At 41.7% G+C, this 13,730-nt stretch carries 11 protein-coding genes; 5 read left to right on the top strand and 6 right to left on the bottom strand.

Annotated features, from left to right (window positions below):
* The first annotated feature begins 176 nt into the window (after positions 1-176).
* Complete coding sequence (locus tag CAL7507_RS29345; RefSeq protein WP_015132122.1) at positions 177-2,702, top strand: 4Fe-4S binding protein; 2,526 nt, start codon at positions 177-179, stop codon at positions 2,700-2,702.
* A 1,313-nt stretch (positions 2,703-4,015) separates the two neighbouring features.
* Positions 4,016-5,467: a glycoside hydrolase 100 family protein gene (locus CAL7507_RS29340; protein ID WP_015132121.1), complete on the top strand. Its 1,452-nt coding sequence runs from the start codon at positions 4,016-4,018 to the stop codon at positions 5,465-5,467.
* 254 nt (positions 5,468-5,721) lie between these two features.
* On the opposite strand, the gene hpsU is transcribed toward CAL7507_RS29340, so the two are convergent.
* The 4 genes from hpsU to CAL7507_RS29320 form a co-directional block, all read right to left on the bottom strand.
* The gene (gene hpsU, locus CAL7507_RS29335) at positions 5,722-6,315 is read right to left on the bottom strand and encodes a hormogonium polysaccharide biosynthesis acetyltransferase HpsU (protein ID WP_015132120.1); all 594 of its coding nucleotides are present in this window, start codon (positions 6,313-6,315) and stop codon (positions 5,722-5,724) included.
* A gap of 33 nt (positions 6,316-6,348) precedes the next feature.
* The gene (locus CAL7507_RS29330) at positions 6,349-7,293 is read right to left on the bottom strand and encodes a glycosyltransferase family 2 protein (protein WP_015132119.1); all 945 of its coding nucleotides are present in this window, start codon (positions 7,291-7,293) and stop codon (positions 6,349-6,351) included.
* An 11-nt stretch (positions 7,294-7,304) separates the two neighbouring features.
* Positions 7,305-8,237: a glycosyltransferase family 2 protein gene (locus CAL7507_RS29325; RefSeq protein ID WP_015132118.1), complete on the bottom strand. Its 933-nt coding sequence runs from the start codon at positions 8,235-8,237 to the stop codon at positions 7,305-7,307.
* A gap of 180 nt (positions 8,238-8,417) precedes the next feature.
* A complete protein-coding gene (locus CAL7507_RS29320) occupies positions 8,418-9,236 on the bottom strand; it encodes a hypothetical protein (protein ID WP_015132117.1) in 819 nt (272 codons plus the stop codon).
* Between the two features lie 216 nt (positions 9,237-9,452).
* Here CAL7507_RS29320 and cobU point away from each other — a divergent pair, with 216 nt between their 5' ends.
* Positions 9,453-10,067 carry a bifunctional adenosylcobinamide kinase/adenosylcobinamide-phosphate guanylyltransferase gene (gene cobU / locus CAL7507_RS29315; protein ID WP_083862969.1) on the top strand — a complete coding sequence of 205 codons (615 nt, stop codon included), beginning with the start codon at positions 9,453-9,455 and terminating at the stop codon, positions 10,065-10,067.
* A gap of 83 nt (positions 10,068-10,150) precedes the next feature.
* Entirely contained in the window at positions 10,151-10,582 is a 432-nt protein-coding gene (locus tag CAL7507_RS29310) for a hypothetical protein (RefSeq protein ID WP_015132115.1), read from the top strand.
* A gap of 352 nt (positions 10,583-10,934) precedes the next feature.
* Here CAL7507_RS29310 and argS read toward each other — a convergent pair whose 3' ends face one another.
* Positions 10,935-12,692, bottom strand: coding sequence for an arginine--tRNA ligase (argS, locus tag CAL7507_RS29305; protein ID WP_015132114.1), 1,758 nt, complete (start codon positions 12,690-12,692; stop codon positions 10,935-10,937).
* A complete protein-coding gene (locus CAL7507_RS32025; RefSeq protein WP_015132113.1) occupies positions 12,661-12,933 on the bottom strand; it encodes a hypothetical protein in 273 nt (90 codons plus the stop codon). Before CAL7507_RS32025 ends, argS begins: the two co-directional genes overlap by 32 nt.
* Before the next feature lie 162 nt (positions 12,934-13,095).
* Between CAL7507_RS32025 and CAL7507_RS29300 the strand changes: the two genes are divergently transcribed.
* Positions 13,096-13,674: an SH3 domain-containing protein gene (locus tag CAL7507_RS29300; RefSeq protein ID WP_015132112.1), complete on the top strand. Its 579-nt coding sequence runs from the start codon at positions 13,096-13,098 to the stop codon at positions 13,672-13,674.
* Positions 13,675-13,730 lie beyond the last annotated feature (56 nt).

The raw sequence follows: 13,730 nt of genomic DNA, 5'->3' as shown, positions 1-13,730 counted from the left end.
GAAAAACTTATCTGACCTATAAAATTTACTGATAACAGTCATTAAAAGAAGGCAAGAGGCAATAGGGAGTCAAGGGTCATTAAGTTATTTCTTCCCCAATCCCCAATCCGTAGATATTTTGTTATGCCTTTCAGGGATAATTCCTTTTATACAGCGGCCTAAACGGAGAAACTATCATGACATCTCCAGACAAAGTGATATGGCTACAAGAACGCACAACTTTAGGAATTCTCTCAGCGGAGGTATTAGATGCGATCGCCCAAGTTTTAGAAGAACAAGTTATCCCAGAGGACACCAACTTAGTTAGCGAAAGCACCCATCCAGAAGCACTTTACATTCTCATAGATGGTCAAATTGAAAGCAGTACGACCAATCAAACCAACCCAGCCTTAGCTTGTGGGTTCCTTTCGGGAGCAGTTATTAACCTCCAGGAATTGCTATTAGATGAGTTAACCCCACTCACAATTACGACCTTGACAGAATGTCATGTGTGGGTTGTACCTGCGGCTAAATTCCGCTCATTAGTCACCGAATACCCGGAAATTACTCGCGCTTTTTCTCGCCAATTAGCTCAAGAATTGGCACAGATGACATCTGCTTTAAGCTACGAACAAGAACGTTCTGTAGCCTTGCGACCATATTTAGTTACCAAAGCGCAACGGGGAATTGTCGGTACAAGCCGCTATGCAATGCGTCTGCGTGAGCAAATTAGAGAAGCCTCGGCTGACCGTGAGTCAGTAGAAATTTTCGGGGAACCAGGATTAGAAAAAGACAATATAGCCGCCTTGATTCATTTTGGTTCACCAAAGCGACGAGAACCGATCATTAAAATCAATTGTGGTATTCTCCAAACTAGCGGTGCAGATTTATTTGGTCGTGCTGGGGGTAAACCAGGACTGTTGGAATGGTTGGGGGAAGGCTCTTTAATTCTCAACAACATTCAAGAGTTACCAACAGAGCTAGTACCGTCTGTAGCCAAGTGGCTACAAACAGGTGAATATACGCCAGTTACTCGTTCCGGAGAGCCACCTGCTACACCCCATATCAGTAAAGCCCGCATTTTACTTGTTGCGGAAAAAACTCAATCGACCATTGAACGCTGCATTGGTCATATTATTAAAGTGCCGCCGCTGCGGGTGCGAAAAGCGGATATCAAAGCCCAGGTAGAATATTACACCAGCCTTTACGTCCGGGCGAGGGGTATTCCCAAACCGTACATTACGCCAGAAGCACTGCGGCGCTTACAGTCTTATGATTTTCCTGGCAATTTGAAGGAATTAAAAAATTTAGTAGAAAGAGCGATCGCCCAAGCCGGAAACACCAGTGAACTCACAGAAGAAATTTTCTGGTCAGCCGAAGCGAAGAAAAAACAATTCCGCGTCAATCTGTTGAATCTCTATCCGGACTTGCGGCGATTTTTGCGGAGTTCTTGGTGGCCCGATCGCATTAACTATGGCTTTACTGCAGCGGCGTTTGCCTTCATCGTGGGGGTGTTATTTATTGGGCCGCAAACACGCGATCGCAATTTCGTTTTAACTCTATTTTGGGCTGGTTGGTGGCCTTTCTTCCTCTTTCTCTTTCCCTTTTTAGGTCGTGTCTGGTGTGCCGTTTGTCCCTTCATGATTTATGGAGAAATTACCCAAAAGCTATCTTTGTGGTTATTTCCTCGCCAACTCAAACGCTGGCCTAGAGAGAAAGCCGAAAAATGGGGCGGATGGTTTATCTTTGGGCTATTTACCCTGATTTTCTTGTGGGAAGAACTCTGGCATTTAGAAAATACAGCCTATCTTAGCGCTTGTTTATTGCTATTAATCACCGCTGGGGCAATGATTTTCTCAGCTTTATTTGAGCGGCGATTTTGGTGTCGCTATCTCTGTCCCATTGGCGGGATGAATGGATTATTTGCCAAACTCTCAATGACCGAACTCCGCGCCCAACAGGGCATATGTTCCGCCACCTGCACCACTTATCAATGCTACAAAGGCGGACCGCAAAAGGGCGAAGGAATGGAAACCAACGGCTGTCCTGTCTATTCTCACCCAGCGCAGTTGGAAGATAACCGTGATTGCGTGCTGTGCATGACTTGTCTCAAAGCCTGTCCCCATCGTTCCGTTGAGTTTAACTTGCGTCCCCCTGGAATTGAACTGTGGACAACTCACGTACCCCGCAGCTATGAAGTCGCATTGTTGTTTTTACTTTTGGGTGGTATTTACCTGCATCGCTTACCAGAACTACAATCTCTGTTGGGATTGCAATTCGATTTAAGCCAGTTTTGGCAACACTTGGGATTGTCGTTATTGGTTGTGACTCTCCCCGCGACTATTCCCTTTGCTGCACATGGCTTGATGCAACTGTTGAATTTTCGCCGTAAGCCTAAATCATTTGTAGAACTTGCCTATGGCTACCTACCATTAGTGCTAGGAGGCACATTGGCTCATTATTTGCGTTTAGGGTTGGGAGAAGGAGGGCGAATTTTACCCGTGACTTTTGCTACTTTTGGTCTGCATAATGACCATTTACCGATATTAGTAGCTCATCCAGCCGTCATTGCTTTTTTACAAGGTTTTACCCTGATTTCTTCCTTAATTCTCACAATAGTGTTGACGCAAAAAATCGCCCGACAAACATTTACTGTGATGCTATGGCAACACCTAGCGTCTGTTGCTTTAGGTGTGAGTATGTGGGCAATTATTGTCTATTAAAAAGCAATGCAGGGTGCATCGCGATTTAGCAGATTTATTTTGTAGTGCAAGCAGCGTTCGACTGAGCGTTCACGCCGAATTTTTGTTTGCTTTTATACATTACGCGGTTGAAAAATACCTGATTGACCTTTTATCTTTTGGGCAGTCCCCGCTTTCGTGGTGTGTACTTTTTGCTCGCAACAATAACGGTTTCCGCGCCCCTAGACCTCGCGATATGATGTTGCACCGCATTTGAATGAGAACCGCTATATGCCAGTTCCAAAGCCTCGATGCAAGCAGTTAATCGGGCTTATCAAGAGTTCCTCAAGCAATTGAATCAAAAAAATACTTGACTATCAGCACTTTGGCAGGAAACATAATCCCACTAAATACCGTCGCTAATGATTGACTCTGAACAATCCGAAGGCGATCGCTCACACCATAGCACCTGATTTGTGCAAAAAAAGCAGAGATTTGTGTATTCAGTTACAGTCACTTTCTGCCAAAATTTGACAATATGATGTGTTTGCTAAAAGCAGACAAACAACTCTGAGTCAATTGTCAATCATCTTGTCAAAGGATATTATCGCACTCTGCATACTTTTAATTTGGGTAAAATTACTTAATTTCACTTTTATATGATTATGATTATTTCAGTGAAATTCTTTAGCCTTTCCTATAGTTTTAAAAGTTACTTTACGTAAAATCATCTTGCTGATTATTGCTTTGTAGATCAGGTCGAAAAGCCTATAAATTCATTACTCATCGCTAATTTAGGTTTTTATCCTTCACTGTATGAAGTTCACCGTTTAAAGGTAATTAAGGTAGAATATACCTATCTTAAGTGGTATTGACAGTTTAAAATTTAGAAGTATTCACATTGCATATTCTCAGAAAAAGTTATAAATTATTAAGTTGTAGGGGAATAAATTAATCTGTAGTGCCAAAAAATAAATCCTATTTAGTTAGGATGTATAGTTAATATTTTGAGATTAATACCCAGATTAAACAGTAATGGCTACATATCTTCATTTGCAGAAGTCAATATTCCAGCTATAAAACTGTAGCCGCAAGCAATCTAAAAGTATATCTACTATGTCAATCATAATTATTGCTTAAGTAAAAGCATAATTAAGGATTAACCAAAAACTAGATATTGATTAAACGGCATAACAGAAAAGTTTTAGTAGATAATTGTAGATTATTATTTTTCCAATAAAGTTTGCTGTTTCCAGCTATTCAAAAAAATGTGTTTGTTATGCTGAGAATAGCAGCAATAATCATTGAGAGCGCATCTACTGCAAATTCACTATTATAAGGGAGTTATTTTGACGATGAAACTAAATGAAGTGGTGACATCTAACAGTATAGAAGAGGAAGAAGCTTGGCAGGCTCTAGAAAAGTCAATTCTCTATTATCAAGGTCGTCCTGTGGGCACGGTAGCTGCCTATGATGCATCTGTAGAAGCACTCAATTATGACCAATGTTTTGTCAGAGATTTTATCTCATCTGCTCTAATTTTTTTGATCAAAGGCAAAACAGAGATTGTGCGTAATTTTCTAGAAGAAACCTTAAAGTTACAGCCTAAAGAAAGGGCATTGGATGCCTATAAACCTGGTCGAGGTTTAATACCAGCTAGCTTCAAAGTGGTATCATCAAATGGACAAGAATACTTAGAGGCTGATTTTGGTGAACATGCGATCGCCAGAGTCACACCAGTTGATTCTTGTCTATGGTGGATTATTTTGTTGCGTGCATATGTCATAGCTACAGAAGATTTTTCTCTGGTCTATCAACCTGAATTCCAAAACGGCATCAGATTGATTATGGAAATCTGCTTGGCGAATCGTTTTGACATGTACCCAACCTTGCTGGTTCCAGATGGTGCTTGTATGATTGACCGTCGTATGGGTATATATGGTCATCCTCTGGAGCTTCAGGTTTTATTTTATGCAGCATTGCGTGCATCCCGTGAGCTATTAATTTGTCAAGGAAATCAAGATGTTGTGGCCGCAATTGATAATCGGTTGCCACTTTTATGCGCTCATATTCGCCAGCATTATTGGATAGATATTAATCGGCTAAATGCCATTTATCGTTTTAAGAGTGAGGAGTATGGTAAGACAGCAGTCAATCTCTTCAATATATATGTAGATTCGCTGCCTTATTATGAATTAGATAAATGGCTACCGAGAAAGGGCGGTTATTTTGCAGGTAATGTTGGCCCATCACAGCTAGATACTCGCTTCTTTTCTCTTGGTAACTTAATGGCTATTATTTCCGACCTTGCTACTGAAGAACAGTCACAAGCGATTATGACTCTCATTGAGGATAGATGGGACGATTTGGTGGGAGATATGCCTATGAAAATCTGTTTCCCAGCTTTGGAAAATGAAGAGTATAAAATTGTTACTGGATGTGACCCTAAAAATATACCTTGGTCATATCACAATGCGGGTAGTTGGCCAGTTTTGATGTGGATGTTGGCTGCAGCAGGTGTAAAAACCAACAAAACAGCACTGGTTAAAAAAGCTATTGAACTTGCAGAAACACGTTTGAGAGAAGATGAATGGCCAGAATATTATGACGGTAAGAAGGGGCGACTAATTGGTAAACAAGCCAGAAAATATCAAACTTGGACTATTGCTGGGTTTTTATTAGCAAAAGAACTGACCAAAAACCCCTCTTATTTACCATTAGTTAGCTTTGATAAATTGCCCGCTGAAGTGGTTTCAAGAGCGTGTGAGTTTGAAATCAGTAGTGTTGACCCCTATCTGTCTCGGTAGATTAAATCAGTTAACAGTTAACAGTTAACAGTTAAATACAATTGAAGGCAGGAAAACCCCACCTTCAATTGCATCTTCGGAAATATAGCAGTCCGTTTTGATTTTTGAACAATGCGTAGGGTGGGCAATGCCCACCCTACAGATACTTAGATTTGTTCAAAAATCAAATATGAGTCCTATATCTCAAGTAATCAAGTTCGTAGTCAGCACTCTAGTGCTGACTACGAACTGCTCAAAACTTTTAGGACTGGGTACTACCTGGGATAGCGAGGACTGCAAGGGCTTCCCAAGCAAACTTGTGCTGGAGGCATATGTGTAAACACGCTACTACGAGCGCCAATTACAGCATTAGCACCGATTTGTACTCCTGGCCCGATAAAACAATCTGCTGCTACCCATACTCCATTGCCAATAGTGATACTTGCAGTTTTCAAACCAAAAGCAGGGTCGTGGATATCATGACTACCAGTACACAGGTAACTTTTATGGGAAATTACGCAGTGTTGCCCGATATGAATCTCGTCTAGACTGTATAAAACTACGTCATCTCCAATCCAGCTGTAATCGCCAATTGTGACTTTCCAGGGGTAGGTAAAGCGGGCTGTGGGTCGAATGAATACCCCTTTGCCAATATGAGCGCCAAATAGCCGCAGCAAGGCGCAACGGAGGTGATTTAATGGTTGAGGAGTGAGGGGAAAAGCGATCGCTTGTACAAACCACCATAATAAAATATACCAACTCGGACGCCCCCGCTCAAACCAAGACTGATCATATTTGCGTAAATCTACAAAAGGTTCTGCATCAACTAATGGCAGTTGAGCATTCATATTCAACTTTGAATTAATCATGAGTCAATATTGAATATTCATTGGCAATTGGAATTAATTTGTTGCTGTTTGCCCGATTTCTGGAGTTAAAGATGGTGTCGCAGACTTAGCAGTAGTTGCGGTATTTAACTTGCCACCACAATTGCGTAATTCATACAATTTAGCGCCGATTTGATATTCATATTGACTCAAAAGACGTGCATAGACATATCCGGCTCTGCCATCTAAAAAACCGCGCTGAATAATGTAGAATAAGATGAATCTTAAAAATGGTTTAAATGGCAAACGTACCCACACTTTCTTTAAAAAGCGCTTGCGTTGTACCGCATCACCAAATAAGTCTGCGCCAATAGTACCACTATCATCTTTATTTGTGAGCAGGTTGAAATAAACACGAGCTTCCCAATTAGAATAGCGGTTGTGTCGTTCTAACCAGTGATAAAGGTCGCGGAAGTCTTCGTGCAGCATATCGTTTTTCAGATATCCAACTTTTCCCTGCAAAATGACGTGTTCGTGAACTTCATTATCACCAGTGTTAGGAATATCTTCTGTACTCAGGTTTTCGTAGCGACCATTTTGATGTTGAAATAAACGCAAATTCCAATCGGGATATTTGCCACCGTGACGAATCCATTTTTTTAAGAAAAATACACGGCGGTTGAGGTAATAACCTTCATATTCATTATTTTGAATTACTTCGGCAATCTCTTCCCACAGTTCGGGGGTAATCCGCTCATCACAATCAACAATTAACACCCATTTGTTGCGGAAAGGAAGGTTATCTAAAGACCAATTTTTCTTTTTTGGCCATTTGCCATTGAAGTTAAATTGTACGACATTTGCACCGTAGCTTTTAGCAATTTCTATGCTATTGTCTGTACTTTGTGAATCTACAACAAAGACTTCATCTGCTCTCTGAAGGCTAGTGAGGCAGGCGGGTAAATTAGATTGTTCATTTTTTGCCGGAATCAATACGGAAACTGGAATTTTAGATGACATATAATTTATGACTATTTTTGATTTGATATTGATAGAAGCCCTTGAATAGCAGCATTTAAGTAACCAATCTGACCGTATGCATACACTAGATTGTCAAAGCTTTCTGCTGGATCACTTAGGTATTGAAATGCTTTATATAAGCCACGGAAAAACCGTTCGCTACCTCGTTGCAACTGACCAATACCAGATTTACCAGTGAGTTGTTCCCGATAACATTCACTAATACCTTGCCACCAGCCTCGATTTAAAAACCAAGAGCGTTGTAGTCTTTCTGGTGATACATTGTGAGCCACTAAAGCCTCAGGAAGATAAGCAACTTGCCAACCCCGTTGCAAGGCAAATTCTGTCATTTGCAATTCTTCATTGGATAAGAGGTTTTTGCCAACTCGTCCTAGATGAAGATCAAAACCGCCAATTTCTTCCAGGAAACTACGACGTATGGAGTAATTTAAGCCTCTGGGGGTTAAGCCTGGCTGATCGATATAAACTGTGCTGTTACCCAAATCATATGCACCCAAATTCCCCGCCAATCCAGGAGAGAGCCACCGTGGTTGTTGGATACCTTGGGGCCATAACAGAGTGACTTTGCCGCCGGCGATCGCTAGTTGAGTATTATTTTTGTAGGCAGAATACAAAATTTGCAGCCAGCGATCGCTCGCGACTGCATCATCATCTAAATATGCCAAAATTTCACCACTAGCTACTCTAGCACCCGTGTTACGAGCAACAGATAAACCGATGATTGGTTCAAAGATATATTTCAGACGAGGATTATCGGCTCTTTGTGCTACAACTTCACAAGTGCGATCGCTGGAGCCATTATCCACTACCACAACTTCAAATTCAGCTGGGAAATCCTGAGCTAACAGGCTATCAATTGCTGCACCTAAATAGGTATCTCGATTGTGAGTACAGATAATGGCAGAGATTTGGGTATCTGGCATAGGTTTCACTTTTGACTAAAAAAGTCTGAAGTGTAAAGGATCAAGGATGAAGTAATTAAGGGTAATTTCATACTTCATACTTCATACTTCAACCTTCAAGCAGTCACCTGCTCAGAGCTAATCTATACCAAAAAATCCAGACTCACCAACCGAGTTTCTTCGGAATTAATCTTTAAAACTTTAAGCTTGTTGAATATGACTGTGTAAAATCACTAGAGTTTCAGCTAATTGACCCAGCCGTGTTTCCAAATATTGCTTACGTCCTAAAAATTGACGCAACCTTTGGTAACGAGCGATCGCTAAACTCACAGCAGGAAGTTGATCCGGTGGACAAGGCCGCGACCAAACTTTACCAGCAGCATCCAAACCACAGAGGCGGTAGCCACTCACAGGAGATTGATAGGATACCTTCCCACCAGCAGCGCAGATTTTTTCTACGTAGTCCATCAGTCCCTCAACTTCTCCATGACGCAGTGTCGCAGTTCCTCCCGGTTCTGTTTCACGGTTATTGGATTCTAACCAGCCATTAACAATCGGCCCTTCTAAGTAAATATCTTGAATTTGCTGGATAAGTTCTTGTAGTTCTTGCTGCCAACCGAGAACATTTTCTTGGATTTCTTGTAACAAATTTACTGCCAATCCAGGATTTGCTCCGTGACGATGACTACTGAAGCTAGGAGTTTTGAACTTAGGCAAATTAGGCGTTTTGCCCCCCGGATATTCCACTGAAAAAGTCGGCACAGACTGATGTTGGGTGAATAAATTCTCGTCGTCGAGCAGCTGACTATCGGAGTCTGTTTCTAAATCAGCTGTTGATTCTTGTATATTTTGATTTTCTGGGGATGAAGTATCATTACTTACTATAGAATCTGTCGCTCCCACACTGATCCTAAAGGAGCAAGGTCGCTTCGTCGAATCACCTGTTTCGGTAGAGTCGGCTGTGTTGCGAGTTCCTAAATCGTGTAGAGTTGCCTCAATGCGTTTTAAGCCTGCTTTCATAAAAATATCCTGGAATTTGCTGTCCCCAATCGTGTGGAATAATTCCCAGTGGGGTTGTTGGGATTTTTAGTCTTTACCAATCTTGGCATCATATCAATGCTGGTGCTAATTTTATCTCTTAAAAGATATTTGAAAACAAACAATTTCTCCTGTGAAGTGAAACAATATGCTTAGGTATTGCAACCCTCGTTAATTAAAGATACTAAGGAAAAAGCTTTGGGTAAAGTCATCTTAGTCACCGGGCCAGCTAGGTCTGGTAAAAGTGAATGGGCAGAAACTTTGGCAATGCAGTCAGGTAAAGCAGTTGTTTACGTTGCCACAGCTACCGAAAACCCAAATGATGAAGAGTGGGACAACCGCATTCAAGAACACCAAAAACGCCGTCCCCAAGACTGGGTGACACTCCCTGTACCGATAGAACTGTCTGCTACCCTTGCCGATGCCAAGCCAGACACCTGTCTTCTAGTTGATTCTTTAGGAACTTGGGTAGCTAATCTCCTAGAAGAAAATGAAGATAGTTGGGAAAATATACTTGGAGAATTTTTGGAAACAGTCCAGCTGGTTGCCGCTGATATGGTGTTCGTCGCTGAAGAGACAGGTTGGGGTGTAGTCCCAGCTTATCCTCTTGGTCGCCAGTTTCGCGATCGCCTAGGTTCTCTAGTCCGTCAGCTAGGAATCATCTGTGAATCTGTATATTTAGTTACAGGTGGTCATATTCTCAATCTCAGCACCCTTGGTTCACCTTTACCACCCAGAAGGGAAAGGGGGCAGGGAGCAGGGGAAGATAAGGGAGATGAGGGAGATGAGGGAGAAATAACTAATAACTCTTGACCTTTGACAAATACCCAATATTCTTAACACTTTATTTAAAATTCGACAGTCAAAATGTTACCTAAAAAACCTAAAATTGTGGTATGGCAACAGAACAAGAAGTTAAACAATATCTTGCCTACTGGTTTCAGTTAGGGAAGAAAGTAGTGACGGGTAATGGTGCAGCAAACTTATTGCCGCAACCAGTGCTAAAAGGCGATCGCTATAGCGCAGAATTTGAAGAATGCTGGCAGCAAATTCTCTCGCAGTCAACTGGTGATTGCTACCTAGAGGGTACTCATGAAACCATCGCCGAACTCTTAACATCAGCTTGGGAAATGCAGCCTTGCAGTCGTTGTGAGATGCCAATACCCTTGCGAAGCTTGGGGATGCCAGCCTTATCATGTCCCTGTAATACCTTACCCAGCTGGCCAAACACCGAACTACCAGCACCCAGAAATCCAGTCAGCAACCAAGAACAACTGATATTAATACGCGATCGCCTTTCGGGCAATATTTCCTCACCCAGCAATTGAGCCTAAAAGCCCTACTCACAATATTCCCAATTTCTTCCAAAATCTGGGAATCTGCCCACAAACCTACCCACATACATAACCAATACGTAGGGGCGAACTGTTGTTCCCCCTCATACTTTGCTTTCCCAACAGTGTCAGTCCGGTAGTGGAACGACACAGCTAAAGTAGTGCAAAAACAACCTCTAAGCGATCGCAATTATATCTTGTGAATTAAGTCATGCGATCGCCTTAAACTATTGCTGATCTACAAGCTATATACAAATGAAGCAGATCAGCTAATAGCTACTGTAACAACACCAAAAAATCATCGGTTTTGAACCCAAAGAAAGTGCGTTGAAAAAAACATTCCCTTCTACATTCTTTCCAACACCTGAATTCCCAACAGAGATAAACCCAACTTCAAAGTTCTAGCTGTCAAATTGCACAGTGCCAAACGAGATGTGCGTACAGGTTCTTCAGATTGCAGAACAGGGCAATTTTCATAGAATTTGTTAAACTTATCGCTCAATTGATACAAATACTCACATAACCGATTTGGCAATAAATCTTGTTCGACATCAGCAATCACCTCACTCAGTTGTAGGAGATGTTTTGCTAAAGTCAATTCTGTGTCTGTTTCGAGCAAAATTTTAGTATTTGCACCCATTTGTTCAAAGTCAATATTACCCTCTCGACTAATGCCTTGAGTCCTGACATAAGCGTAGAGCATGTAAGGTGCTGTATTACCTTTGAGAGATAGCATTTTGTCGTAACTAAAAATATAGTTACTAGTGCGGTTTTGACTCAAGTCTGCATATTTAACTGCACTAATGCCAATTACTTCAGATGCATGGGCAATGAATTCTTCAGTTTCTGTCCGTTCATATTCTTGTAACCTATTTTCTAGGTCTGCACGGGCACGTACGATCGCTTCATCTAACAAATCCCTTAACCTTACTGTATCACCAGAACGGGTTTTAAACTTCTTGCCATCTTCCCCCAGCACCAAGCCAAACGGCACATGTACAAGTTCCACATCTTCGGGAATCCATCCTGCTTTACGTGCAACCTGAAAAAATTGGGCAAAGTGATTAGCTTGTCCAGTATCTGTTACATAAATTATGCGCTTGGCTTCGTCTTGTTGAATCCGGTAGCGTAAAGATGCTAAATCTGTTGTGGCGTAGTTATAACCACCATCGGATTTTTGCACAATTAACGGCAGAGGTTCACCTTCTCTATTCGTGAAACCTTCCAAGAAAACACACTGCGCCCCTTGGTTTTCTACTAATAAACCAGATTTTGCTAAATCTTCTACAATTCCTGGTAATAAGGGATTGTAAAAAGATTCTCCACGTTCAGTTAACTTGACATCCAACAAGTCATAAATTATCTGGAACTCTCGCCGTGACTGTTCACACAGCATTTTCCACGCATGAATTGTATCTTGGGCGCCGGCTTGTAATCTGACGACTTCTTGTCGTGCTGTTTCTTGAAAAGTTTCATCTGCATCAAACCGCTGTTTTGCTTTGCGGTAAAAGCTGACTAAGTCACCAATATCTAAAGCATTAGCTGTAGTCAGCGCTTGGGGGTAAACTTCTCGTAAGTAAGCAATTAACATCCCAAACTGCGTACCCCAATCACCAACATGATTTAACCGCAAAACATCATGTCCGCGAAATTCGAGAATTCTGGCAATGCTATCACCAATAATAGTTGAGCGCAGATGCCCAACATGCATTTCCTTGGCAATATTTGGACTGGAAAAATCCACAATTTCCCGCTGGGGAGTTTTTGCTGTGGGGACTCCTAATCGGGGATCTATTTGAATACTAGTCAGCTGTGCTTCCAGGTATACGGGTTTCAATTTGAGATTGATAAACCCAGGCCCAGCTATCTCTGGTGGCTCACAGATTTCTGATACATCTAGTTTTTCAACTATAGTAGAAGCGATCGCCCTTGGTTGCAATCCTTGGCGCTTACTCAAAGATAAAGCCACATTCGCCTGATAATCACCAAATTTAGGATTGCTAGCAGACACCAAAATCGGATCTACTCCGGCGTACTCAGCGCCAAAAGCAGCAACCAAAGCCTGCTCAAATTTAACTTTTAATTGTTCTTGCGTAGCGTTCATAAGTATTTATCGGTTGTTCAAGCGCCCAGGAATCACCATTGCAACATAATTTAGACTCCTCAGGCAAGCTTTTTAGGTGTAGCCTTTGTAGAGATGTGATAAGTTGCATTGATGAGCGATTTGCGATCGCGTAGCGTGCGTGGAGTGCAACACCCCACATTTTCGTTATTTTAACTCTAGCTGTTGAATCGAGTTTGTTGTTGTGTGGAAATATGCCATGCGTTCCTATTTCTAGAGACATACCTCTTTCCTCAATGGATATAACTTGGGAAATTTACTAAGCATTTTAGAAAAATTTTCACAATATTTTAAAAATTCTACAGTGTGGTTATACGGAAAATAACTATATTTATTAAATACTGTCTCTACTCTCACTACTTAAACCAAAACAGGAATATCTCCCATGAGTACAACTGAACAATTCGGTGAACTGAAAAGTAATGTATCCGGTGGCAAAGGCCCAGTCAAAATCCGCTCCACTGCCTCAGTGACGGCTACTGCTGTAGAGAAACCCTTGGGTACTCGCGTCAAAATTCTGGAGAAAAAACAACCAGGAGACGATCATACTTGGTACAAAATTAGTTACGATAGCACGAAAATTGGCTGGGTACGCGATGATGTGATTAAGTTATTGCCTCCCCAAACTCCCCAAACTCCTGCTGCTGATGACACCCGTCTGTATTTTGAGACGGACAAACGCCAAGTCAGAGTTTATGAATCAAACTCAAACTTGTACATAAATGTGTACAACAAGAAAACCGAAAAGACCGAGATCAGCGGGGTTTCAGCTACAAAATTGCCTAAAGATTTGAAAGGATGGGAAGGCTATCTTGCAATCAAGGATGGGCGTACCTACCGTGCTTTATTTGTTCGTCGTGCTGAGACACAACTGCAAATCACCAATAGTAGCGACGCTAAAGAAATTGAACCAAGAGAGACAGGTTTTGCGGCTAAGGGTACTGAATATCAGCTAACTGCCTAATTTCAACACTCTAATTTTAGATGGAAAGCGTAGACGCGGAGCGGCTTGCCGTTAGA

It is taken from the genome of Calothrix sp. PCC 7507, from assembly GCF_000316575.1.
Classification (GTDB): domain Bacteria; phylum Cyanobacteriota; class Cyanobacteriia; order Cyanobacteriales; family Nostocaceae; genus Fortiea.
The sequence above is the reverse complement of the archived record's forward strand: the minus strand, read 5'-3'. Positions and strand labels throughout refer to the sequence as shown.